We start from the raw sequence: 25,727 nt of genomic DNA on the forward strand, positions 1-25,727 counted from the left end.
ACAGTTTTTATAAGGGAAGGATTTGTGATTTGCTTGGCAAACGATAAACCCATGAAGCGCGGACTCGTGCTGACAGGTGTTCTATTGGCCACTTTTCTGGCCGCAATTGAAGGAACGGTTATCGGTCCGGCGGGACCGACGATTGTTAGCGAGCTGGGCAGCGTGAATTTGCTCAGTTGGATTTTTACGGCATATTTGCTGACTATGGCTGTGACCACACCCATTTTCGGCAAGCTTAGCGATTTGTTTGGCCGAAAACCCATATTTTTAATCGGCTGTTCGTTGTTTGTACTTGGCTCTTTGCTTTGTATGCTGGCTGGTAGTATGGAGCAACTTATTATCTACCGGGCCATTCAGGGTATTGGTGCGGGTGGTGTCATTCCTGTTACTTTTACCATCATCGGTGATATCTACAAAATGGAGGAACGCGGCAAAGTCCAAGGCATGATTAGCTCCGTATGGGGGATTTCTTCCCTGATCGGGCCTCTCTTGGGTGGTTATGTGGTTACCTATTTTGGCTGGGAGTGGATTTTCGGTTTTAACGTTCCCTTTGGATTGCTGGCTATGTTCTTCATCGCCCGTTACTTGCGGGAACAGGTAAGCAAGCGTACTGCGCGTATCGACGTGCCGGGAGCGGTTACCTTTACCATCGGGATGACGGCCCTCTTGCTCGTATTGGCACTGGGCGGGCAGTATATCGGCTGGGCTTCTCCTGAATTGTTGGCCTTGGCTGCCGTAGCCATTTTGTTCCTGATTCTGTTTTTGGTTATCGAAAAACGCGCTCAGGAACCGATGGTGCCACTAAAGCTATTTCGGATACGGGATATCGCTTTTTCCTGTGCCGCAGCACTGTTAGTCAGCACCCTGCTGATCGGACTGACTAGCTATCTTCCACTATGGATTCAAGGTGTACACGGTGAAGATGCCGCTTCATCTGGTCTCGCGCTGGCTCCAATGTCCGTAGGCTGGCTATTTGGCTCCATGATCGGAGGACGCATTTTGCTGACCCTGGGCTCACGTCGAACCTCTTTGATTGGGCTGACCCTGATTGTTTTGGGGGCTTTCGTCATGACCTTGATGGGCCAAACGGCTCCGATCTGGCTGCTGTTCCTGTCTACATTGTTGTATGGACTGGGGTTTGGCTTCTCGATGACTGTGTTTACGATTATTGCCCAGTCCTCGGTCGGGTTCCAGTTGCGTGGCGCGTCTACAGCTTTGAATACATTCCTGCGCACGTTGGGGCAAACGATCGGGGTTGCAGCCTTCGGTTCATGGCTGAATTATCGCATTGCTGCCCAGACAGCAGACGGACAGCTTACACAGCAAGGGGTAACGCAGGAGGATATTAACGGTCTGCTTGCACCTCATGCTTCACAGAGTCTAAGTGACAAGGTTGCCGGATTACTTCGTTCTGTATTGGAAAACAGTCTGCATTCTCTGTTCGTTATCATGGTCGTTATTGCGGTTATTAGCTGGTTTGTCGTCCTCGGACTGCGGAACCGTCCGCCGGGCACTGAAGAAGAGGCAGATCAGCGCGTAAAGACACCACAAAGAGAACATGCATAAAAAATAATATAAATCTTTCATGATAAAGAGACAGTCCGGTACACCAAATAAGGGTCCGGGCTGTCTCTTTATGCAATGGTCTCTCCTCCTACTGATTCAGCAAAATAGCCACCTCGTATAGGACCGATAAATTCCCCAGTATACAAAAAGGAGATAAAAACCCCCTAGAGTTGCTATATATTCATAGGGTATAGGTAACAAAATGGTAAAAAAGTCTTAAGAAATTGTAACAAAAAATATGTTTCTGAATTGAGCTGTAGGGTACTAAGGAACCATTTTTTTGAACCCGCTTACAAATCGGGCTTTGTATGATTTATTTTAGAACGATTTTGCATGTGAATGAAGCAACCAACCTAGCAAAATGGGACACGGAAAAAAATCAAGTAGCAAATTTTTCTGAATGTAATAAAAATGAAAAATGTAGGAATTTTCAGAAAATTACTAGGAAAATATGAGGATGAAATTCAAGAGGCACCTGTTTGCTTACCTCACATAATAGGGCTTTTCAGTCTATATCAATCGTTTGACATACCATATAAAATGGCCCTACCAACCAAAAAGTTGGGTTTCAAATCTAGAAGCATAATTAGATTAAGGGAGATGGAGTACTTGAAGTTTAACAAATGGTTCAGTAAAGCAGCCACTGCAACAGTAGCAACTACCTTGCTGTTAGGAGGCGGCGTTCAGGCTTTTGCCGAGGAAAATGATGCATCTGATCTCAAAACAGACAATGCATTTACCCAAATTACGCGTAATGACATGCTGAATATTTTCAAACAGCAAGGCAAAGAAAAATATGAGGTTCCGTCCTTCGATGCGTCTACAATTAAGAATATTCCTTCTGCTATTGGTCGCGACAGCTCAGGCAAGCTAATTGATTTCGATGTCTGGGACTCTTGGCCGTTACAAAATGCCGATGGCACAGTAGCCAATTACAAAGGGTATAATATCGTTTTTGGATTGGCAGGCGATCCTAAAAGAGGCGAGGATACATTCATATACCTGTTCTATCAAAAAGCGGGCAATACTTCACTGAGCGGCTGGAAAAATGCCGGCAGAGTATTTAAAGACAATGATAAATTGCTTGCCAACGATCCGATTCTAAAAAATCAGTCAGAAGAATGGTCAGGTTCAGCTACCTTAACCTCTGATGGACAAGTACGTTTATTTTATACCAGCAGACAGCCCTATGATCCGAATAACAAATTATACGGCAAGCAAACCTTGAGCACGGCTCAAATTAATGTCTCTCAGCCTGATGATAAGACACTGAAAGTAGATGGAGTCGAGGATTTGAAATCGATCTATGACGGTGGAGATGGGAAAACCTATCAAAATGTGCAGCAAAGCGTCGGAGTGGATATGGATAACCATACGTTTAGAGACCCTCACTATGTCGAGGATCAAGGCCACAAATATATTATATTTGAAGCCAATACAGGGACAGAGACAGGCTACCAAGGCGAAGATTCGCTTCAAAACTCAGCTTATTATGGCGGCAATAAGAAATTCTTCAGGGAAGAGCTTTCTAATCTGCAGCAAAGTCCTAAGAAAAAAGGAGCTGAGCTGGCGAACGGCGCACTGGGCATCGTTGAATTGAATGATGATTATACGTTGAAAAATGTAATGCCTCCTTTGATTGCTTCCAATCTGGTAACAGATGAAATTGAACGGGCGAATGTGTTCAAAATGAACGGTTTGTGGTATTTATTTACGAGTACGAGAGGTTCCAAGGTGACTGTAGATGCGATCGGAGACGATGATATTTACATGCTGGGTTATGTTTCTACTTCCTTGACAGGGCCTTATAAACCGTTGAATGGAACCGGTCTCGTTCTTCATCAGGATCTGGATCGTGATGATATTACCTGGACGTATGCCCATTTTGCTATCCCGCAAGGCAAAGGCAATAACGTAGTCGTTTCGAGTTATATGACTAATCGAGGGCTTTTCCCGGATCACAAATCTACTTTCGCGCCAAGCTTCCTGCTGAATATTAAAGGCTCGAAAACGTCTGTTGTGAAAAACGGTATTTTGGAGCAAGGGCAAATCACGGTTGATCCAACGAATGACAAAAAAGAATCTCCAAATGAGTATGGGAAGAAATAAGTAGGTATATGCAGTATGTCCGAAGGCGGCGGTTTGGTAGCTTACCGATCTGCCGTCCGTCGGACGATACATAACAATGCAATGAGAGGTAAGGAGGATCGTCATAATGAGAAAAAAAGCTCCCAAGAGCATTTGGATACGATCCGTTGTAATCATCACAGGCTTAACTATATTTATAGCTATGGGATGGAGTATGTACCAACAGGATGTAGCCAAACCCCAAAAACCTGCTGCAATTCCCAAAAATCAAGCTAATCAAAGTAAGCATACAACACCGACCTATCGGGCATCCTATCATTTTACTGTTCCGGATAAGTGGAAGAATGATCCTCAACGGCCCATTTATTTTGATGGAAAATATCATTATTACTATTTATATAATCGTGACTATCCCAAAAAGAACGGTACAGAATGGCGACATGCCACATCAACCGACCTGGTACATTGGAAAGATGAAGGGGTGGCGATTCCCAAATATACGAACCCGAATGGAGATCCTTGGTCCGGTTCGGTCGTGATCGATGTTAATAATACCGCGGGTTTTGGAAAAGGCACTCTAGTAGCCATTGTGACGCAGCCCTCCGCAGATGGCGGAAAGCAGGAACAATTTTTGTGGTACAGTAAGGACAAAGGCAAGACGTTTACTTCTTACCGCAACAAGCCTGTGATGTCCAACCCAGGTACAAAGGACTTCAGAGATCCCAAAATCATCCGAGATACTCAACGTAATCAATGGGTGATGGTCATGGCAGAGGGAACAAAGATTGGCTTTTATGAGTCTGATAATTTAAAGAATTGGCGGTATACGAGTGGCTTTCAAACGGAAAATATCGGGCTTGTGGAGTGTCCTGACCTTTACCGGATGCGTGCGGATGATGGAACCTATCAATGGATTCTAGGCGTGAGCGCCAATAGCAAATCAACAGGCGGGCCCAACACGTATGCCTATTGGACGGGAGATTTTAATGGAGAAGCATTTCTCCCTGATCACAGTGAACCTGAGTGGCTGGATTATGGGTTTGACTGGTATGGTGCAGTTACGTTCGAGGAAGGAAAAGACAAAGATAAATATAGTCACCGTTATGCTCTGGCCTGGATGAACAATTGGGATTATGCCAATAACACGCCTACCCTAAAGGAAGGCTTTAATGGAATGGATTCGATTGTTCGCCAAATTCGACTGAAACATACGGCAGATGCTGGATATCGATTGGTTTCACAGCCGGTACCCAATTTGGAGCGATTCCAAACATCCAAAAAATCATTAGGAACGATTAAAGTAGAGGGTGCTCACCGGCTTCCAGTAGCAGGCGATGCCTATCAGCTAGAGGCGGATGTATCTTGGTCCACGATTAAAAATGTAGGATTGAGGCTTCGAGAGTCGACGGATGGCAAGCGTCATGTCGATGTGGGTGTCTCAGTGGAAGGTCAATACTCTTACGTAAACAGAGCGAACACTGGGCAGCCGGATCAGAGTGGAAAATATGTAGAGAGCAAGGCGCCATTTGATCCCGATAAGAAAAAGGTACACCTGAACATTCTCGTCGATAAAACCAGTATTGAAGTGTTTGTCGATGGTGGAGAAGTAGCTTATTCCTCTTTAATATTTCCACGGTTAGAGGATCAGAAAATCACTCTGTTTTCCGATGGCGGTCCAGCAATTTTTAATAATGTAGTGGTCAAACATTTTAGTCGATAGCAGGTACTTATGCTGCTCGTAAGCTTGGGCATATTTCGCTCTATTCAGGTATATGAAAAGTCCACCCATGAATATAAGGGTGGACTTTTCTGTGTAAATCTAAATTTTTGTTTAGCACAGCTATAAGATTGTTCGTTTATTCACAAACGATCAGTTGCTAAAATTACTATTCGTTCTATTTGTGATAAGGTGACAGGTTATCAGCGCTACGGCCCAATTTTTTGAGCAAGCCGATGAGTTGATCTCTTTCGGTTTCACTGATTCCGCTAAAGGCACGTTCAATCTGACGTGTATAATCAGGATAAATTTCGTCCATGACACGTTGTCCTTCGTCCGTCAATTCTGCATATATAATCCGACGATCTTGGTCGCACGGGTGACGGTGCAAATAACCGCGGCTTTCCAGCTTGTCAATAACATAAGTGACATTTCCGCTTTGCAGAAGCAGCTTTGCTCCAATTTGTTGGATTGGCTGCGCGCCCTTGTGATATAAAACTTCCATCACGGCGAAGGCCGTTGGGTTGAAGCCCACCGTTTTGATGCCAGCAACCGCATGTTCGTTTACACTTTTGAATGACTTGGCAAACACGCTATACAAATGCATAGATTGCTGTGTCACCAATGTTCGGTAATCTATCATCTTCATTCCGCCTTTATGTATGGATTTGGGCATCCTTTGACCGCTCGGCTCGGATGACCGGGCAACCATACCCTTGTTACTAGCATAAAGGGATTTACGTAGCGAAAACATGCGATTTGTCACAGTAGCTGCTTTTTTAACTATTTAATTTCAAAGCTTTAAAGTAAATTTTTGAAAAATAAAGGTTTTGAATGTAAAAATACTGTTCCGGTTGGTTATATTAAAAATAACATACCTAACCTAATGAACCCCAATTAACAAAATAAGCTACTTCAGAGGAGGATGAAACACATGGATACGGGTTCTTTCCGTTTTCAATTTCGTGATCCGCAGCAAGCCACCCAAGCCTGTGAAACATTAAAGGAAATTGGATACTCCGCCAGCACAAATGGTGACACAGGTCTCAGTGTTCATATTGAGAACCAGGATGTGCTGTCTGCATTGGAGATTTGCCAAGCCTATGAAGGAAGTATGATTGAGGTAGGAACTCTTTTCTCTAGACCGGATGCAATTCCCGATCTGCAAGGAAATGTCGGTGTACAAAATCCAGGTTATAGCCCGGAGGACTGGATTATCCCGGCGCACACGATCAACGAGGATTGGAGTGAAGCGTATAAAAACGGTTCCTCTCGAACGTACAGCAACACAACTGGGGAGCACAACGTCAGCTCTGATCAACAACCGGAAGACGAAGTGGATGGATTTTCTGGAAGCATCCATATTTGACCCAAATGATGACGCTATGTCGATTAGGCGGTTGTTTATGTTCCAAATGTTTTGTGAAGTAAAAAGCACCAGTAAACCTTGAGCGGGTTAGCTGGTGCTTTTTTATTGATAAAGAAGAGTCATTCATTCACATGAAATATATTGGAGAGGGCAATCTAAAGAATGGAGAGATCTGTCTCAAAATTCAGGAGTAGGGTGATTTTTTAAATGGACAAACCGTCTGATATGCAAAAAGAACAAAAACTAAAATGGTGGCAACTTAGCTTGTTAGGAGTTGCAGGTACTATCGGTACAGGATATTTTCTGGGGTCCGGCTTAGCGATTTCTATTGGCGGTCCAGCCGTACTGATTGCATACTTTTTGGCAGCGGTTGGAACATATGTAGTGTTTGATGCTCTTTCGCGAATGACGGCAGATCATCCTGAACAGGGTTCCTTCCGTTCCTATGCCCAAAAAGCATTTGGAAGTTGGGCAGGATTCGGCAGTGGCTGGGTATATTGGTTTTCGGAACTCCTTATTAATGGGAGCCAGTTAACTGCGTTGTCTATATTCTCACGTTTTTGGTTTCCTCAGGTACCGATGTGGATCTTTGCGGCAGGCTTCGGGATTTTAGGGCTTGTGATTGTTTTTTTTGGCAATAAGGGTTTTGATCGAGTTGAAAATGTATTGGCCATCATTAAGATGGCAGCTATTGTTATGTTTCTGGTCTTGGCCGTTGCTCTTTTGGCAGGCTGGATCGGAGGAGGAAAATATAATCCAAAGCTCCCCAACAGTTACAAAGAGTTTTTCCCTACCGGCGGTATAGGATTGTGGTCATCTTTTATTTTTGCCTTTTATGCATACGGAGGTATTGAAGTGCTCGGAATTATGTCAAATCGGCTTCAAAAACCGGAGGATGCACCTAAAGCAGGAAAAGTAATGCTGGTTACACTGGTTGCAGTGTATGTGCTTTCGATTGGTCTGGCTGTGTCTATGGTGCCATTAAGTGCCTTTAACCCGAAAGAAAGTCCTTTTGTGCTTGCGCTCAGCAGCGATCATCTGGTTTTTATGCCTCATTTATTTAATGGAGTGCTTATTATTGCAGGGTTCTCAACAATGACAGCATCTCTATATGCAGAGACATCTATGATGATTACACTCGCACAGGAAGGAGATGCACCCACATTATTTTCACGGAAGTGGAAGGGTAAATATCCTCTATATGCACTTAGTTTGATCTCCGTTGGATTAATCTCAGCCATCGTAATGTCGTTGCTACTACCGGGAAAAGTATATGAATATATCACTACTGCAGCGGGTTTAATGCTGTTGTATAATTGGTGCTTTATTTTGCTGTCTTCAGGTAAGCTACTGGAATCGAGTAGATCAAACCATATTAAACGTTGGATTGGATTATTGTTGATAGCTATGGCTGTGGTCGGATCATTTTTTCATAAGCTTAGCCGCCCGGGAGTTTACATCAGCTTATTGCTTGTCTTGTTAATTGCAATATGTGACCTTATCGTACAATGGGTTCGCCGAAAACACACGAAGGTATCTCGGTAATTTTGCCAAGAAGCCAAGAGTTAGCGTAAAAAAAGTAATTGAAATGCTTGTACACCAAAATAAAAGCCAAAACCGATAAGAGATAATCCAGACATCCAAGAGATGGTTTTAAGCAATCCGGTTTTTAGAAACCTACGGAAAATACTTGAAGCGGCTGCCATAGTCACATCCCAGAGTAACACACCTAATACAATCGCTCCGCTAAAGATCATTAGCTGTTGTACTGGATATGAATTAGCGACGTTTGCGAGTATGGACCCGTAAATCCCAAGCCAGAACAGGATGGAGAGGGGATTGAATAATGACATCAGGAAACCCGCTAGAAATGAGTTGGTTAGGGTATTACCATTTCCCCTTAATTCAGATTCTGAAATCACGCCAGCATTTTTAATACTTTCAAGACCTGTATACACAAGCACGAAAAAACCAAACATCCATAAAAAAGCTTTGACAAACGGGGCATTAAGAAGGTGGATCATTCCCAAATAGACAAGCAACATATAGATTATATCTGCGGTTATTGCACCAAGCCCGATAAACCAGGCGTGCCAAAACCCATTCTTAATACCTCGATCCAACTGTGCGGCATTAATCGGTCCAATGGGAGCGGAAAGTGACAAACCAAGAAAAATATAACTGATAAACGTATTAATGTCCTTTTTCCTCCTTGAGTATTATTGGATGTTATGTATTTGTCTATATTAGTTTATTCGGACAAACCCATCTGTAAGACCATTATTTTGTACGTATATTGCAGGAGTAGCCTCGATATTGCCAACCACTATCAATGAATTAAAACTAAAAAAGGAGCTCTAATCCCTTACATAAAAGGATTAGAGCTTTTTAATGACAGGTTATAAAAAAAGTCTATTTGATCGAATAATTGGGCTTGACACTTTTATTGAAAGCGCTTATATTTATCTCGTAAACAATACGTTATATAACGTTATATAAAAGGGAGAGATAACAATGAATGTACATCAGACGGTTCAAACGATTTATGAACAAGCGAGTGGGAAGATTTCAGAGGTTTATTTAGTAGCCTGCGGGGGCTCATTAGTCGATATGTATCCCTCAAAATATTTTCTGGATAGTGAAGCAAAGAAGCTGGTAGCAGGCATGTATACGGCGAATGAGTTTGTGCACGCGCTGCCAAAACGTTTAGGTAAAAACGCAGTAGTCATCGTTTGCTCCCATGGTGGAAACACGCCGGAATCGGTTGCGGCTGCTAAATCAGCCAAAGAGAAAGGCGCTTACACCATCGGCTTAACCCACAATAGTGAAGCGACACTGCTCAATTATTCCGATTATTCATTCATCTACGAATGGGGAGATGAGAGCGATGTCAAAAATAACCCTATGGCTATTATTTTAGAGCTTACTGTTGAGCTGCTTCAAATCGCTGAAGGCTATGTGCATTATCAAGCTTTCCAGAACGGCTTGGGAGCAATCAATGGAATTATTAACCGGGCAAAAATACAAGTTGAACCGCGTGCCAGTGTATTCGCTGACAAATATCGCAATGAAGATCTCTTCTATATTCTGACTAGCGGAGCTTCTTATGGACATGCCTACGGATTTGCTATCTGTTCTCTGATGGAAATGCAATGGCTCCATGCGGCTTCAATCCATTCCGGTGAATTTTTCCACGGTCCGTTTGAAGTAACGGATAAAGAAACTCCATTTATTCTGATGATCAACGAAGGACGCACACGGGCACTGGATGAGCGGGCACGGACTTTCCTGAGTCAATATGCCGAGAAAGTGGAAGTGATCGATGCGAAGGAGCTTGGAATCGGAACCATTGCCGACGAGGTCGTCGAGTTTTTTAACCCGGTTTTATTTTACAGCATTGTATGTGTTTATCGTGAAGCACTCGCAAATGTACGCAATCACCCACTGGAAACTCGCCGTTATATGGGCAAAGTAGCTTACTAAGCGCTCTTACCAACAGGAGGAAACCATCATGAAAGTTCTAGGCATTGGCGATAATGTGGTAGATAAATATGTTCATCTGCGCATGATGTATCCTGGCGGCAATGCGCTTAATTTCAGTGTATTTGCCAAAAAAGCGGGAGTAGATGCAGCCTTTATAGGAGTATTCGGAGATGATAACGAAGCGCAGCATGTAGAACACATTCTCCGTGAGCTGGAAATTGACATTTCACGGTGCAGATATCACAGCGGTGAGAACGGCTGCGCACGTGTAACCCTGGAAGACGGAGACAGAGTATTTCTGGGCAGCAATGAGGGAGGAGTTACACGTCTCCATCCGCTGGAGCTGAGTGAAGAAGACAAGGCCTATGTTGGCGGGTTCGACCTTATACACACCGGCTTGTACAGTCATACAGGGCACTTGCTGCCTGAATTGGAGACGCTGGGAATCCCTCTTTCTTTTGACTTTTCGGATGATTTCGTAGATGCACAAGTGGAGAAATATATTGCGTATGCCGATTTCGCTTTCTTCTCTTGCAGCCATATGACGGATGAAGAGACACAGAACTATATCCGCTCCAATCGAAAAAAAGAGGGGCAAATCCTGGTAGCCACACGCGGTGGAGATAGGTCTATTGCCTATGATGGTACTAAGTTCTATTTTCAAATGCCTGATTCCGTTGACGCTGTGGATACGATGGGGGCAGGAGACTCTTATATAACCGCCTTTTTACTGAGTTTTTTAAAAAATAGCAACATTCAGGACGCTATGGCAGAAGGCTCGAGGGTTGCCGCCCAGAGCTGTCTGGTAGAAGGTTCTTTCGGATACGGCGTCTGCTACTAAAAAATTATTTTCAAATATCTTCACTTGTAAGAATATGTAACATTTGATACTCTAAGTGGGAGTAATATAACGTTATATGACAAGTGAGGGCACATTATGTTGAATTCAGACCAAGCAGAGCCATTATATATTCAATTACAAAAAGCAGTCAAAACCGCTATTCATAATGGAACATTTACGCAGGGAAGTCGTATACCGACCGAAACTGAGCTAAGCGAGACCTACAATGTAAGTCGAATTACCGTAAGAAAAGCAATTGCCGAATTGGTTCATGAAGGTTATCTGACCAAACGTCAAGGAAAAGGTACCTTTGTCAATGTACCCAAAATTGGGCGGAAGATTGAACATATTATCAGCTTTACAGCTGCCTGCAAATCCAACGGCCTCTCTTCACACAGTGTGGTCACAGAACGTGAAATCATAGAAGCAGATGAGAAAATTGCACATCAGTTGCAGCTGCCACAAGGAGAAAAAGTGTTATTTATTCAGCGCAAGAGATACGCCGGTGATCGACCGCTCATGCTGGAGAATAACTTTTATCCTTATGACCGATTTTCTTTTCTAATGGAAGAACAGTTGGAGGGCTCTGTATACGAACTGCTGCGTCATAAATACAGCATCGATCCTAACCAACCGGGAGAGACGATATTACAAATCGCTTTGGCGGATGAATACCAAGCAAAGCTGCTGGAGACGGCCATCGGACAGGCGTTGTTCTACATGCATACGATTATTTATGATCAGCATGGAAGCCCCGTTCATGTAGGTAAGCAGTACATCATTGGAGACCGTTATCAATTCTCAATATAAATCCGTTGCCTGTTAGGTAATGTTATTCAGGTACGGCGCAGCTTCTGCTTCCACTTCATAAGAGAAGCAGAAGCAATATTATAACGTTATATTACGTTATGTTATAGGGCGGATAAATAATGAGGGGGTGAAATTGTGCAAGGGAAGAATGACACATTAGCGGACAAAGTTTTACTGTCAAATGCTATTTTTAATGGCTTGGAAAATGAAGCCTCACCTGGGTTTATTGCACTGCGAGGAGAATGTATTGCAGCAGTGGGGCGTCCCGAGGAAGCACAAGCTTGGATAGGAGCGGGAACGGTTGTCTGTGATTTGGGTGATGCTTTTATCATGCCAGGAGTTCATGACAACCATGTATTTTTTACCGGATATATGTCGATGCATCGGGGCGTGGATTTGACTCATGCAGCCTCGATCGAAGAAGCAGTGAACTTCATGCTACAAGCGGCAAACAATCTTCCGCTAGGGAAAGATGTAACCGCTTACGGGTGGAGCGAGGAAGGATGGGGCAAGCTGCCTGAGCAAAGCTTGTTGGACGAGCTATTCCCTGATCGGGCGGTAATTGCCATTAACCTAAATAAAAGCTATTGCTGGATGAACCGACTGGCTCAGGAGAAATATCAATTTTTGCCGGATCAATGCAGTGCTGAGGCACGCGCTTTGCTGCTCCAAGCTATGATGCAGGACCACAGTCTTGTCAAACAAGAGTTTATGGAGTTTTGCCGCATACTAGCTGCACGAGGAGTTACTTCCATAAAAGATATTGGCTTTGACCGGCATAGCGAGTTGCTGCCGATTCTAGAAGAATTGAAAGAAACAGGGGAACTGCCACTCCGATTTCATTTCTCGCTTGAACCCGTTGTTGAATCGCTTGATATTGCCACCGGTATGAAGTATAAAGCACTTTATAATGGAGACCTTATTCGTTTCCAAGGATACAAGCTGATGCTTGACGGTGTCGTAGCAGATCATACGGGGGACATGCTGGAACCTTACGCAGATATGCCCGGAGTAACGACTTTGAGGACGGTTGACTACAAAAAGATTGAAGCCTCTGTGCTGGAAGCAGACAGCCAAGGTATCAAATGCTGCCTAACTGCAGAAGGTGATGCTGCGATTCGCCAAGCGGTATCCATGATTGAAAAATGCCGCGAACAACAAGGTAATAACCTTATCAGACATTCTATCAGTGATCTAGAGTATCCTCATCCAGATGATCTGATCAGAATGGGCGAAAACGAAATTTTTGCCGAAGTCTACGCTCAAATCCTGCTACTGAATCCAACCTATGAAGAGGCCTATATGCCTGTTGTGGTAGGCAAAGGTAATGAAAATCGGTTTTATAATTATAAATCTATGCTGGAGGCTAATGTGCCAATAACCATTGGGACTGATCTGCCCTTATTTATCACGAGTGTTCCCGATTCACTGTACTCAGCTTCTCATCGGTTATTTCCGGACGGATCACCTGCTGGAGGCTGGTATCCCGATCGGGGGATGCCGCCATCCGAAGTTTTAAAGGCATGGACCATTAATGGAGCCAAACATTGTTATATGGAAGAGGTTACAGGCACGCTAGAGGCTGGAAAATATGCTGACATCGCCGTTTTTGATCGCGACCTCCTTAACGCATCCGCTGGTGACATCAGGGACGCCCAAGTGATATTGACCATTATGGGAGGGAAGGTTACGTATAACCATTCTTGGAATGAGGGATAAACATGAACATCAAGAATATGAAATGGAAATTATCCTTGCCCCATAGCTATACTTTAATATTTTTGATTATTATTACAGTCGCCGCATTGACATGGATTGTGCCCAGCGGACAATTTGAGCGTCATGAAGTGACAGTGAACGGTGTGACCAAAACGGCGATCGTTTCGGGAACCTATCACACTGTACCCAAAACTGGTGAGAACGGTGATTTAAGACAAGGACTCCCTCAAATCCTAAGCGCTCCTATTGAGGGGATTATCAATGCCGCGGATGTCGTCTCTTTTGTCCTTATTGTGGGCGGCTCCTTCGGGATTATACTGCAGACGGGAGCCATCGATCGTGCCCTGACAGCTCTTGCCAGACGGCTGAAGAATAAGGGGATTCTGCTTATTCCAATTGCCATGGTTATATTCAGTCTCGGAGGCTCTACCTTTGGGATGAGCGAAGAAATTATTCCGCTTTATGCGATTTTTATTCCGTTAATGTTTGCCCTAGGCTTCGATTCTATGACTGCTATTCTCATTCTATTTCTGGGAACGCAAATTGGCTATGTTGGTTCGACTGTTAATCCATTTTCAGTATTGATTGCCCAGGGGATCGCAGGAGTGGAGGGGAATCCTCAGCTCTGGCTGAGATTTATTGAATGGCTTGTATTTACTATGATTTCTATTGTCTTTACGATGTGGTATGCGCATCGGGTTAAGAGAAATCCGGAGAAATCCATTGTTTTTCAGAGTGATATTATAAATCGTGAGCAATTTATAAAAGAAAATACAGGTGAGGACGTCGTCTTCACGTTTCGGGACAAATTAATAATAGGTGGATTTATTGTAACGCTTGGAGCAATTGTCTGGGGAATTTTGTCCAAAGGCTGGTATATGACTGAAATTGGTGCCCTTTTCTTCGCACTCGGTCTTTTTGTCGGGGTAGTTACTAAAATGAGCCAGAAGGAAATAGCTGAGAATTTTGTAAAAGGGTGTGGAGAATTCATCTACGCTGCAGTGATCATAGGTCTCGCCCGCGGAATTCTGATCATCGCCGAGCAGGGTATGATCATCGATACCGTATTGAATGCACTCGCAAGCATTCTGGAAGGATTGCCAAGTTACTTGTTCACTACCATTATGTTGGTTGCACATAATATTATTACTTTCCTAGTCCCATCTTCTTCGGGGGAAGCAGCACTAACCATGCCTGTACTTGCACCGCTTGGCGATCTTGTAGGTATCAATCGTGAAGCAGTAGTCACAGCGTACCAATTCGGTAACGGGTTAACCAATCTAATTTCACCGACAGGCGGAGTACTGCTGGCGGGATTGGCCATTGCCCGGATCAGCTTTGGACAGTGGCTGAAGGTAATCTTCAAGCTATTCCCGATCCTGTGGTTAGTTGCTGCTATTTTTGCTGCTATTTCGGCTGCGGTGGGTATCTAATAAATCAAGTGAGAGCCCCTGTCTTTTAGAGACAAGGGTTTCTTTTTGTGCATAAGTTTACGTGGAAAATGAATAATATGGATAGCATTTTCCTAAGGAGGAAATAAAATTGATGCATGCTGATAATAGATTACTCATTGCTGCTCTAGGCGGTGTTAATGAAATCGGGAAAAACATGTATTTTATCCAATACGATCAGGATATTGTCGTTATCGATTGTGGTTCCAAGTTTCCTGATGAGAACTTGCCTGGTATTGACCTCATTGTGCCGGATGTCACCTATCTGCTGGAAAATCAGGATAAAGTCAGAGCGCTCATTGTGACTCATGGGCATGAGGATCACATCGGAGGTATTCCCTATCTGCTGAAGCAGATTAATATGCCCGTTTATGGAACAAAGCTCACCATCGAATTAATTAAGATTAAGTTAAGGGAGCACAACCTTTTACGTGATGCTGAGCTTCATCTTATAGATGCGGATTCAACCGTTCAAGCGGGAACGATTCAGGCATCCTTTTTCACTACCGTCCACAGTATCCCGGATTGCCTGGGTGTCTTTTTTCAGACACCGGAAGGAAATGTGGTCCATACCGGGGATTTCAAATTCGATATGTCTCCCGTTAGTGGACCTTTCCCCGATCTTCATCGCATGGCTGAAATAGGAAAGAAGGGGGTAAAAGTGCTGCTCTCCGAAAGTACAAATGCCGAAAGGCCAGGATTTACTCCTTCAGAGCGTTTGGTTGGCGGACATATTTTGGATGCTTTCGCCAGAGCCAAACAGCAAGTATTTATTTCTACGTTTGCATCCAATGTGAACCGTGTCCAACAAGTCATTGACGCGGCTGTAGAAACAGGCAGAAAACTCGTTCTACTGGGTCGCAGCATGATAAATGTGGTGTCAGTGGCTAAGGAGCTGGGTTTCTTGCACATGCCTGAGGACTTGTTGATTGAGGCGGGAGAAACAGAACGGTTTCCTGCAGAAGAAATTGCTATTTTATGTACAGGAAGTCAGGGTGAGCCAATGGCTGCACTGTCCCGTCTAGCCAATTCCCTGCATCCCAGAATCGAAATTTTGCCTGGTGATACTGTAATCATTGCTGCAGGAGCCATACCCGGGAATGAACGGAATCTTTCCCAGGTCATTGATAACCTGTACGTACTGGGCGCCAACGTTATTTATGGATCAGGCAGCACCACAGGGATGCACGTGTCCGGTCATGGCAGCCAGGAAGAATTAAAATTAATGATGACCCTGATGAAACCCGAGTTTTTAATTCCCATACACGGCGAATTCAGGATGTTGTATCAGCATCGTCAGCTAGCGGAGTCTGTGGGAATTCCGATGGAGAATGTATTTATCGTCCATAACGGTGACACTGTTCAAATCGAAGAGGGAAGGGCATCCCTAGGCCCCAAAGTAGCAGCAGGCAATAGCTTAGTAGACGGGTTGGTCACAGGGGACGTAGGTAATATTGTACTGCGAGACCGTAAAAAGCTTTCATCAGACGGAATGCTGATTATTGTGATGACGTTGAGCAAAAACGAGAAGCAAATGCTCGCAACGCCAGAGGTCATATCAAGAGGGTTTGTATATGTTAAGGATTCCGAAGAGCTCATGAGCCAGATCCACGACACGATTATGTCCACAGTGAACGAGTTAACAGAAATCGAAATGAGTCAGTGGGGACTGATTAAGCAGATGTTAAAAGATGATGTTGGCCGGTTTATTTACAGTCAGACGAAGAGAAGACCCATGATTTTACCTATCATTATTGAGGTTTAAATAGCGGCAAATGTCAAAACAAGATGGAGCTTGTTCTTTACGCCATTTTAAAAAAAAGGCTTAAATCAGTAACATGACTGATTTAAGTCTTTTTGATTTCCTTCCTACTTTTCCTATAAGAATGCGGATGTAATGGCGGTTTGCAGCGCAGCGGAGGATTTGAATCTGGAGAAGCAACAGCGATCGTAAGATCAAATCCTACGCGCAGCGTCTTAATCGCTTACGGCCGCTTGGGTTCCTGCTGTATGCCCTGTCGTAAACGCCGCTGTAATATTATAACCTCCAGTGTAACCGTGAATATCGAGAATCTCACCGCAGAAGAACAATCCAGGCATCAGCTTGGACTCCATTGTTTTCGGATTAATTTCCTTCAAATTCACACCGCCCCCGGTAACAAATGCTTCCTTCAGAGAGAGCGTACCGTTCACACGGATTGGAAACGCCTTAATGCGATGAGCAAGTTCTTGCCACTGCTGCTTGGGAATATGATCATAGGTCAAGTCCTCACGCAGTTCGGCTTGCTGGAGCAACAATGGAATTAAGCGTTCCGGTAAATAAGGCTTAAGCACGTTTTTGATCGCTTTTTTAGCATCGACCGATGCCAATTCCAGTGTCTCACGGTAGACTTCATCGGCATGTTTGTGAGGCTGCAAATCGAGAGTCAACAACATCGTGTTCACCTTATCCTTTTTCATTCCCTTGACGACAAACTGACTGCACCGCAAAGCAGTCGGGCCAGATAGACCAAAATGTGTAAAAATCATATCTCCTTCATGGACGACAACTTTCTTTTGCTTCGCATTCCATACGGTCAGACTGATGTCGCGTAAGGATAGTCCCTGAAGCTCTTTCGTCTGGATAAACGTCTCGCCTGAGGTCAACGGCACCTCTGTTGGATACAGCTCCGTAATGGTATGCCCTGCTTGTTCTGCCCATGCATAGCCGTCACCTTCCGAGCCTGTATGCGGGACGGATTTGCCACCAACGGCTACAATGACATTACGGCTATGTAGGATTTCACCGGAACGCAGTCGCACCCCAGCTGTATGACCTTCATTGTAAATAACCTCTTGAACAGGACAGCTTGTCCGAATCTCGACTCCTTGAGAGCGTACCTTGTTGATCAAAGCATCGACAACTGTTTTGGCTTTGTCCGTCACTGGAAACATACGCCCGTTGTCTTCTTCCTTTAAGGCTATACCCAACTGTTCAAAAAAGGCGATGATATCCCGATTGCCGAAAGCCGCCAGTGCACTGTGCAGAAATCGGCCATTGCCGGGAATGTGCCGAATGAGTTCGTCCAGCTCTTTGGCATTTGTGACATTGCAACGGCCTCCACCAGAGATCCCCAGCTTACGCCCGAGTTTATTTCCCTTTTCCAGCAAAATCACCTTGGCACCTTCACCGCTGGCAGCAGCAGCAGCCATTAATCCGGCTGAGCCGCCTCCGATCACAATAACGTCGTAAGTCATTAACCTCTTCCTTTTCGTCGACAAATTTTCAAAATCATTCAGAACGGCGTAACCGATTGTTCATCATAACGTAATACCGTCACTTTAGATACCTTTCGAGTATAGTAAACGCACATATCTTTCAATTGTAGGGATTTGGATTGCGTAAAAACGCTCCTCTTATAAACATCTAGTATTTAGCAAATTTTGTCGTTCTACACCGGGATTTTAACACATATATTGTAATATATTGTAGCCTGTGCTTTAATTCAACTAACGGCGTCAAGGAAAGATGATGAGGGGGAGAAGTCCTTGTTAATTGCGTTGAAGGAAAGTGTGCTCCAAGTTCTCCTTGCCGTTATATCGGCGGGTTTTTTCTCTATATTAACGGATTATGGGGATAAGAAAAAGGTTTGGGGTGGCAATCTGCTTCCTGGACCCAATCAAGGAATACTGTATTTGTGTTGCTTGCCAGCCATATTGCTATGTACACTCTTTCAATATCAGTCTCCATATGGTCTACCTTCCAATCTCGGTATTATTCCCCTTGCAGTTGGCATCATGTACGGTAGACGTCGCACTGCCTTCGTGCTCGCCGCTTCCGCACTGATGGGAGTCCTAATTATAGCCCAGTCGACAGAAATGTCCCCGATGTATGTGGGCACAGGTTTTATCCTTTTTCCTTTTATGCTCCTGCATGTCAAGTTTTTTCAAAGAGGAACAATGTTGGACAAAAAGCTCCTGATCTCCGCATATGTTGTGGCTGATATGCTGTTTAAGGCGATATTTCCGCTACTGTGGGGCAAACAGGATATTGCGGTATACATTCCTGACTTACTTACAACGTTTTGGAATATTGGTGCAGGGGTACTGGCAAGTTTTACGGTCGTGAGCCTGATGCATAATGCCTTTGAGAAGCTGGCGTTACGGCGTGATGTGACTGAGTTTACGAGCAAATATTTAATTGAAGTGGATAAGCTGCGTCAAGTTATGGATTTGATGCCGTTATCTCTTGTTACTTTGGACAGCGAAGAACGAGTTATACATATGAACAAAACGATGCTGGAACTCTATCGGGACTACGATCCCTACATTACGCTGCCTGAGGTAGTAGGTCGTCCATTCACCTCGTTATATGGTTTTAGCGCTTTGCCTGCGGTTAACGAACGTGTTGCGAAAGCGTTGGAAGGAGAGGCGGGGGCTGATTTTATAAATGTTACCCCCAAAGTATTCTTCTCAAGTTTCCTTCCTATTCGGGATAAACATGCAAACCAAACGACAGGTGTCATTATCGCCTTGCAAGATATTACAGAGCTGGAGACGCTGCGCAGTGAGCTGGGTAATTTTGAAAGGCTCAGTCTGGTTGGACAGATGGCAGCAGGCATTACTCATGAAATACGTAATCCGATGGCGGTTGTGCGTGGTTTTTTACAGCTTATGCGTGAGAAAAGCCCAGAATCCCTCAACCATTATTACCGCATTGTGATGGAGGAACTTGACCGGGCGAACGGGATTATTAACGATTTTCTTTCACTGGCCCAGAATCGAATTGTCGAGAAGGAGCAATGTCATCTGCATGATATTATTCGCGAACTGACGCCTTTATTGTGGGCAGATGCGAATCTGAGGGGACAGACGATTGAGCTAAAGTTAGAGGATCATGTGACGATGCTGCATTTGAACCCTAAGGAAATGAAGCAATTGCTGCTTAATTTATCGCGTAATGCGATGGAAGCTATGGGGGAAAAGGGAGTGCTGACCATTTCGACTCATGAGGAAGGGGATTTCGTGGAAATGGAAGTAAAGGATACAGGTCCGGGAATTCCGCAAAAGCAGCTTGAAAAGCTGTTCCAACCTTTTTACACGACCAAAACGAAAGGTACAGGTCTGGGTCTGGCCTTATGTCAAAGTATAGTGGAGCGTCATCACGGTACAATTGCCGTAGATTCGGTGGAGGGAATGGGCACGCAGTTTAAAGTTCGATTGCGCAGAACCGTTCCGACTTACCGGGATCATTCTGAGTTTCCTGTCATGAATTCGATACAGAAATAATCGTGCAAATATATATCCGGATTTTTGCAAATTACGTGAAAAAGATTGTATAATGAAGTTTAGATGTCCATGCCTTTACTACGGCAAAGGATGAAATTAGAAACGTAGTATACATGATTTTTGGAAAAGGAGTGAAAGAATATGTCTATGTCTTTCGATCAATATATGAGAGATTCAGTTCAGCCAATGCGTGATGAACTGACGAATCTTGGGATTCAGGAACTGCGTACTTCTGAAGATGTGGAGGCCAAGCTGCCTAATGCTAAAGGTACAGTGCTGGTTGTTGTGAACTCGGTATGTGGTTGTGCCGCAGGCCAGTGCCGCCCAGGTGTGGCTGAAGCACTGAAGCATGATCTTACGCCAGATCATCTGTATTCGGTTTTTGCCGGACAGGACAAGGAAGCAACAGCAAAGGCTCGCGAATTTTTCGCACCTTATCCACCGTCTTCCCCTTCTATCGCGCTGTTGAAAGACGGCGAGCTGGTTCACTTCATCGAGCGTCATCAGGTGGAGGATCGTTCGGCAGATCAGATCGCTGCTGATTTGACCAGTGCATTTGATCGTTTTTGCCGGTAAGACTGCTCAAGCTATGCCCCGCATTTTTCGCCTGCGAAACTTGCCGGGGCTTTTGCATGTTGGCTTGTGAAGGAAATTCCTAAAAAAGAGGTGCTTATCTGATGAGTTTGCAGGAACAGATTATTGCTGAATTGGGAGTACAGCCTACGATTAACGTAGAAGCGGAGGTCCGCAAGCGTGTGGATTTCCTCAAGTCGTATGTAACGAAAACGGGAAGCAAAGGGCTGCTGATCGCCATCAGTGGCGGGATTGACAGTGCCGTAGCAGCCGCTTTGTGCAAGCGGGCTACAGATGAATTGACGCAGGAGCAAGGGGACGAATACAAAACGCTGGGTGTATTCCAGCCATATGGCCAACAGGAAGATATCGAGCATAGCTACGCGGTAGCCAAAGCGTTCGACCTGAAATATGCTGGGGAAACGAACATTAAGGAAGCCGTGGACAAGGTTGCCGTGGAAGTGGAGCATACGTTAAAGGATATCGGTCTGGAGCGTTCCATTACTCCGCAAGTGAGAGGGAATGTAAAGGCAAGAACACGTATGGTGGTTCAGTACGCACTCGCGAATGAGCTGAATCTGCTCGTCGTTGGCACAGATCACGCTTCAGAAGCCATCACAGGCTTTTATACCAAATGGGGCGATGGAGCGGTCGATATTACGCCACTTAGCACGCTTAACAAACGTCAGGTGCGCTTGCTGGCCAGCTATCTCGGAGTTCCGCAGGCCATTTTGGACAAAGCGCCTACAGCAGGATTGTGGGAAGGCCAGACGGATGAAAAAGAACTGGGGATCTCCTACGAAGCAAACAGCGACTACCTAGAAGGCAAGGAAATTGACCCGGCGGCACGCGAAAAGCTGGAAAGCTTCTTTACACGTACAGCGCATAAGCGGACAAGCATCCCAGGAGTGTAAGCATTAATCATTATGGAATTGTAAAAATGCTCAAGTGAGGATTTTGCAAAAATCCAATAAGCGATTTTCAATAAACAATATATAGATCGAAATGGTCTAGTTCGTCTATATATTGCACTTGGAGCGACTGGAATCGAATTTTGCAAAATCCTGAAGTAAATAAATGCGGCGATCCGCCCGGCGGATCGCCGTTTGTATTGAAGGGGCAATAATTAATTGGCGATCCACTCAATGAAGCGGCGAGTTTCGGTAATCGCCTGATCGAGTGGAAGACTGCCTCCCTGGAATGGATGAACGGTATTAAAGGTATGAGTGCCGCCTTGAATTTGTACCCATTCGATGTCGGGACGAACGGAAGTGAGCAGGGCAGAGCCTTCCCGTAGACGTTTGGAATCTTCGGTTCCCTGGATCAGTACAGCTGGGAGCTGGCTGTTGGCAAGTCTGTCTACAATGGCAAAACGCTGGCGATTTTGTTCCAGGTCTTCCAGAATGACAGCATCCAGCGGAAGCTGTTGTCCGGTTCTGGCGTTTTCCACATAGCTGCGCCCCTTGGCGCGCATTTCTTCTTTTTGCGGTAAAGTAAACAGATCAAGATCTGTCACGCCATTCCATGAAATGACGCCAGCAATCTCACCGGGATGATCTAGAGCATATACAAAGCAGCTCCCCGCGCCTCGGCTATGTCCTAACAGAAACAACGGCAATTCTCTGAACTCATGACGTGCTCTCAGATTGGATAGCAATAGTTCCAAATCCTCTTGTTCGCGGCTATAGGTGTTGCGTGCGAACTTTTCCAGCTCGGTAAAATTCTCTAGATCCTCACCTATGCCATTATGTGAAAAGTTGAAGGTCACAACATGGTTATCCGTACTCAATGCTTCTGCTATATAGGGGAACATGCCCCAATCCTTAAATCCTTTGTAGCCGTGAGCGATGATGAGCAGGCTTTTGGCTGTATTTTTAGCGGGAAACCAGGAAGCCCGGATCACCGCATCTGTTCCTGCTTCGGTACCTGCTTCAACAATAATGGTTTCTGACATCCAATCCTTCCTTTCTACGGGAATTTTTTTAAATGGGCATATCAGCTGAATTTCAAAACATTCACCTATAGCCTTTCTTATTTTAACATATTTTGGTGCCGGTTTTACGCCTTTGTGACTCGCCAGGGTGTGGACGCACTGTTACAATAGATCCAGTAAAGTAAAAAGGACGGGGAATACCCAAATGATCTACGGAATTGGACATGATGTGCTGGAAATAAACCGTATGGCTAATATTTTGGCAGGTAAATATGCAGATTCGTTTTTGAATCGGGTGCTGACCCCGGCAGAACGTGAGCTTGCTGTGGAACGCAAGGGTAGACTAACGGAGTTCGTAGCAGGGCGCTTTGCCGCCAAGGAAGCGATAACGAAAGCCTTCGGTTGTGGAATTGGGCAAATCATCGGGTTCGGCGATATGGATATTTTACCGGAACCTGGGGGGAAGCCAGTAGTTTATTTGTCTTCATCCGCGTGGGATAGACTGAGGTTGCCGTCTACAGGTGACTCGAATTACAGCATTCACTTGAGTATTACACATCAGCCTAACATTGCCTCTGCTTTTGTGATTGTCGAATATAAGGAGATGTGATGTGATGACTACAAATACATTGGAACAAAAGCGTTATTTCAGCTTTGAACTGTTGAATTGGTATACACGTAACAAACGCGATTTGCCGTGGCGCCGCCATCGGAATCCTTTTTATATCTGGATCTCGGAAATTATGCTTCAGCAGACGCGTGTGGATACGGTCATTCCGTATTTTAATCGCTTTATTGCACGTTTTCCTACAATTGAAGCACTGGCGGAAGCACCCGAAGAGGATGTGCTTAAGCTGTGGGAAGGGCTGGGTTATTATTCGCGGGCCCGGAATTTGCAAACTGCGGCAAAACAAGTAGTTGAGCTTCACGGCGGGCAGGTGCCGGATGATACACAAGCTGTCGCTGCACTGAAAGGAGTAGGCCCATATACGACGGGGGCGATTATGAGTATCGCCTTTAACCGACCAGAGCCTGCTGTGGACGGGAATGTGATGCGTGTGCTGTCGCGTTATTTTCTCATTGAAGAGGATATTATGAAGGGCAGCACGCGGGCGCATATGGAAAGTCTGGTACGGGAGCTGATTCCCGAAGGAAGAGCCTCTGATTTTAATCAGGCTCTGATGGAGCTGGGGGCGCTGGTCTGCACGCCGAAGTCGCCTCATTGTCTGACCTGCCCGGTCATGGAGCATTGCTCGGGCAGATTGGCAGGTCGCGAGGAGACACTGCCAGTCAAGACCAAGGCGAAGCCGCCGCGGCTGGAGCCGCGCTCCGTCGCTCTCATCGAGGGCAGCGGAGCGAACGCCGGCCGCTTGCTCGTACGGCAGCGCCCGGCCAAGGGCCTGTTGGCCCGCATGTGGGAGCTGCCGCATGAGCTTGCCGGGCCGGAGGGCTACAACGGCCCGGTGCCGGATGAGCCCGCCATGGACCATCTGGCGGCTCATTTGCTGGCAGAGGGCGTGCTTGCGCGCCCGGTGCGGTTTGTACGTGAGGCGGAGCACACGTTCAGCCACATTCACTGGAACCTGCGTGTGTTCCAGTGTGAAGAGGTCGCCGCCCCTGCCGGAGAGGCGGGAGGACATCCGCTGGCTGCCGAACAGCGGGCCAGCTACAGCACCGGAGCGAAGCCGGGGGCATTGATTACGCTGGCTGAGCAGGCGGAGCACACGCGCAATGCGCTGCCAGCGGGGTACCGCTGGATCAGCGAGGCGGATATGGCCACCTTGGCATTTCCCAAGGTGTTCCTTGATCTGATCACCGAGTATTATGCGAAGCAAAAAGAGAACTAATGGTCAAACTAAAGGTTTTGCCCATAAAAGAGGGTAGTTAAAAAAATAGCGGCAGTATGGACATGAGGTTGATCCATACTGCCGCTATTTTTCTGTTTTTGGAATGAATATGCCTAATTTAATTGCGAACGAAGCGTGTTATTATTGGGGATTTTTTCGGTATTCGGATGGAGTCACCTTGTTGACCGTTTTGAACATTTTGGAGAATAGGAGTACATCTTTATACCCTACAGACCGCGCAATATCTCCGATTTTAAGGGAAGTATTTCTTAATAGGGAGCACGATTTTTCAATCCTCAAATGTAATAAAAATTCCTGCGGTGACTTATTTAGTTGCTGTTTAAATAAACGATGCAAATACGAACGGTCAATTGAAATGTACTTGGCAATGTCACTTACGGTAATGAAGTGTGAATAGTTTTGCTGAATGAAGAGAAGCGCTTCTTTAATATACCGCTGCTGTCTTACTTCATGGTTGACTTCCTGATTAGGGTAATGTTCAAACATCAAATACAGAAATTCATATAGCTTGGATGCAAGCAGCAGGTCTTTGTTGGATTTCAGTGTAGAAGAAACGACGATGCTCTCCATACAGCGGGCAAGGCTACCCTCCGCTTCAAACCGGAAAATGGGATTGTCCCTATTGATACAGGTTCGGCTTAGATATTCTTTTGCTTGCACCCCATTAAAACCAATCCAGGCATATTCCCATGGGTCCATTTCATCTGCTTCATAATAAATTAAAACCTTCGGCTCAATGAAGAAAGCATCGTTTTTCTCCAAATGATAGATTTTATCGTTGACTTTAAAGATCCCTTTTCCTTTTAAAATATAATGCACCATATACCCGCTTCGAATGGCTGGACCATAAGAGTGCTTGCTGGTACAGCTTTCTTTGCCACATGTGTATAAATTGAGATCCAGGTTGTTATAGGAATGATTGGAAAAGTGCGAACTCATTTGTTTTCACCCCTTAATTCATCTCTGTATATTATCACACCGTTTCATATAGAGTCTACATTATTCCATATAATTATTAAAACTATTCAATTATTATTAGGA

21 protein-coding genes are annotated in these 25,727 nt (G+C 45.0%); 16 read left to right on the plus strand and 5 right to left on the minus strand.

Translation table 11 applies throughout. The features are described from left to right. The first annotated feature begins 51 nt into the window (after positions 1–51). From NSS66_RS17780 to NSS66_RS17790, 3 genes are all read left to right on the plus strand, one after another. A complete protein-coding gene (locus tag NSS66_RS17780; protein ID WP_340959510.1) occupies positions 52–1,566 on the plus strand; it encodes an MDR family MFS transporter in 1,515 nt (504 codons plus the stop codon). A 609-nt stretch (positions 1,567–2,175) separates the two neighbouring features. Next, the gene (locus NSS66_RS17785; RefSeq protein ID WP_023986966.1) at positions 2,176–3,675 is read left to right on the plus strand and encodes a glycoside hydrolase family 68 protein; all 1,500 of its coding nucleotides are present in this window, start codon (positions 2,176–2,178) and stop codon (positions 3,673–3,675) included. A 106-nt stretch (positions 3,676–3,781) separates the two neighbouring features. Further along, positions 3,782–5,374 (plus strand): glycoside hydrolase family 32 protein, encoded by a 1,593-nt coding sequence (locus NSS66_RS17790; protein WP_340959483.1) that lies wholly within the window; start codon positions 3,782–3,784, stop codon positions 5,372–5,374. A 175-nt stretch (positions 5,375–5,549) separates the two neighbouring features. Here NSS66_RS17790 and NSS66_RS17795 read toward each other — a convergent pair whose 3' ends face one another. Continuing rightward, on the minus strand, positions 5,550–6,014 hold the full coding sequence (locus NSS66_RS17795; protein WP_013369372.1) for a MarR family winged helix-turn-helix transcriptional regulator: 465 nt from the start codon (positions 6,012–6,014) through the stop codon (positions 5,550–5,552). Positions 6,015–6,305: 291 nt separating this feature from the next. Between NSS66_RS17795 and NSS66_RS17800 the strand changes: the two genes are divergently transcribed. Both NSS66_RS17800 and NSS66_RS17805 read left to right on the plus strand, forming a co-directional pair. Next, entirely contained in the window at positions 6,306–6,740 is a 435-nt protein-coding gene (locus NSS66_RS17800) for a hypothetical protein (protein WP_023986968.1), read from the plus strand. Positions 6,741–6,947: 207 nt separating this feature from the next. Continuing rightward, positions 6,948–8,285, plus strand: a complete 1,338-nt coding sequence (locus NSS66_RS17805; protein WP_023986969.1) for an amino acid permease — start codon at positions 6,948–6,950, stop codon at positions 8,283–8,285. A 20-nt stretch (positions 8,286–8,305) separates the two neighbouring features. Here NSS66_RS17805 and NSS66_RS17810 read toward each other — a convergent pair whose 3' ends face one another. Next, positions 8,306–8,938, minus strand: a complete 633-nt coding sequence (locus tag NSS66_RS17810) for a LysE family transporter (protein ID WP_023986970.1) — start codon at positions 8,936–8,938, stop codon at positions 8,306–8,308. A gap of 316 nt (positions 8,939–9,254) precedes the next feature. Here NSS66_RS17810 and NSS66_RS17815 point away from each other — a divergent pair, with 316 nt between their 5' ends. The 6 genes from NSS66_RS17815 (at position 9,255) to NSS66_RS17840 (ending at position 16,809) form a co-directional block, all read left to right on the plus strand. Then, a complete protein-coding gene (locus NSS66_RS17815; protein ID WP_023986971.1) occupies positions 9,255–10,223 on the plus strand; it encodes an SIS domain-containing protein in 969 nt (322 codons plus the stop codon). A 28-nt stretch (positions 10,224–10,251) separates the two neighbouring features. Further along, a complete protein-coding gene (locus NSS66_RS17820; protein ID WP_068941394.1) occupies positions 10,252–11,064 on the plus strand; it encodes a PfkB family carbohydrate kinase in 813 nt (270 codons plus the stop codon). Between the two features lie 96 nt (positions 11,065–11,160). After that, positions 11,161–11,874, plus strand: a complete 714-nt coding sequence (locus NSS66_RS17825; RefSeq protein WP_023986973.1) for a GntR family transcriptional regulator — start codon at positions 11,161–11,163, stop codon at positions 11,872–11,874. Positions 11,875–12,009: 135 nt separating this feature from the next. Further along, a complete protein-coding gene (locus NSS66_RS17830) occupies positions 12,010–13,593 on the plus strand; it encodes an amidohydrolase (protein WP_068941396.1) in 1,584 nt (527 codons plus the stop codon). A 2-nt stretch (positions 13,594–13,595) separates the two neighbouring features. Next, the gene (locus tag NSS66_RS17835; protein WP_028541024.1) at positions 13,596–15,026 is read left to right on the plus strand and encodes a YfcC family protein; all 1,431 of its coding nucleotides are present in this window, start codon (positions 13,596–13,598) and stop codon (positions 15,024–15,026) included. Between the two features lie 112 nt (positions 15,027–15,138). Then, on the plus strand, positions 15,139–16,809 hold the full coding sequence (locus NSS66_RS17840) for a ribonuclease J (protein ID WP_028541023.1): 1,671 nt from the start codon (positions 15,139–15,141) through the stop codon (positions 16,807–16,809). Positions 16,810–17,021: 212 nt separating this feature from the next. On the opposite strand, the gene NSS66_RS17845 is transcribed toward NSS66_RS17840, so the two are convergent. Next, positions 17,022–18,281 (minus strand): BaiN/RdsA family NAD(P)/FAD-dependent oxidoreductase, encoded by a 1,260-nt coding sequence (locus NSS66_RS17845; protein ID WP_340959487.1) that lies wholly within the window; start codon positions 18,279–18,281, stop codon positions 17,022–17,024. Between the two features lie 291 nt (positions 18,282–18,572). Here NSS66_RS17845 and NSS66_RS17850 point away from each other — a divergent pair, with 291 nt between their 5' ends. From NSS66_RS17850 to nadE, 3 genes are all read left to right on the plus strand, one after another. Continuing rightward, positions 18,573–20,312 (plus strand): two-component system sensor histidine kinase NtrB, encoded by a 1,740-nt coding sequence (locus NSS66_RS17850; RefSeq protein WP_028541021.1) that lies wholly within the window; start codon positions 18,573–18,575, stop codon positions 20,310–20,312. 141 nt (positions 20,313–20,453) lie between these two features. Continuing rightward, entirely contained in the window at positions 20,454–20,888 is a 435-nt protein-coding gene (locus tag NSS66_RS17855; protein WP_023986978.1) for a BrxA/BrxB family bacilliredoxin, read from the plus strand. A gap of 101 nt (positions 20,889–20,989) precedes the next feature. Further along, complete coding sequence (gene nadE, locus NSS66_RS17860; protein ID WP_025722646.1) at positions 20,990–21,799, plus strand: ammonia-dependent NAD(+) synthetase; 810 nt, start codon at positions 20,990–20,992, stop codon at positions 21,797–21,799. A 212-nt stretch (positions 21,800–22,011) separates the two neighbouring features. Here nadE and NSS66_RS17865 read toward each other — a convergent pair whose 3' ends face one another. Continuing rightward, complete coding sequence (locus tag NSS66_RS17865; protein WP_069080781.1) at positions 22,012–22,839, minus strand: alpha/beta hydrolase family protein; 828 nt, start codon at positions 22,837–22,839, stop codon at positions 22,012–22,014. Between the two features lie 184 nt (positions 22,840–23,023). On the opposite strand from NSS66_RS17865, the gene acpS reads away from it, so the two are divergent. Beyond that, positions 23,024–23,428, plus strand: a complete 405-nt coding sequence (acpS, locus tag NSS66_RS17870) for a holo-ACP synthase (protein WP_023986981.1) — start codon at positions 23,024–23,026, stop codon at positions 23,426–23,428. A gap of 4 nt (positions 23,429–23,432) precedes the next feature. Beyond that, positions 23,433–24,665 (plus strand): A/G-specific adenine glycosylase, encoded by a 1,233-nt coding sequence (gene mutY / locus NSS66_RS17875; protein ID WP_069080779.1) that lies wholly within the window; start codon positions 23,433–23,435, stop codon positions 24,663–24,665. A 141-nt stretch (positions 24,666–24,806) separates the two neighbouring features. Here the strand turns inward: mutY and NSS66_RS17880 are convergent, their stop codons facing one another. Then, complete coding sequence (locus NSS66_RS17880; RefSeq protein WP_069080778.1) at positions 24,807–25,625, minus strand: AraC family transcriptional regulator; 819 nt, start codon at positions 25,623–25,625, stop codon at positions 24,807–24,809. Between the last annotated feature and the right edge of the window lie 102 nt (positions 25,626–25,727).

This window comes from Paenibacillus sp. FSL R10-2748, assembly GCF_038005565.1.
Lineage (GTDB): Bacteria > Bacillota > Bacilli > Paenibacillales > Paenibacillaceae > Paenibacillus > Paenibacillus polymyxa_B.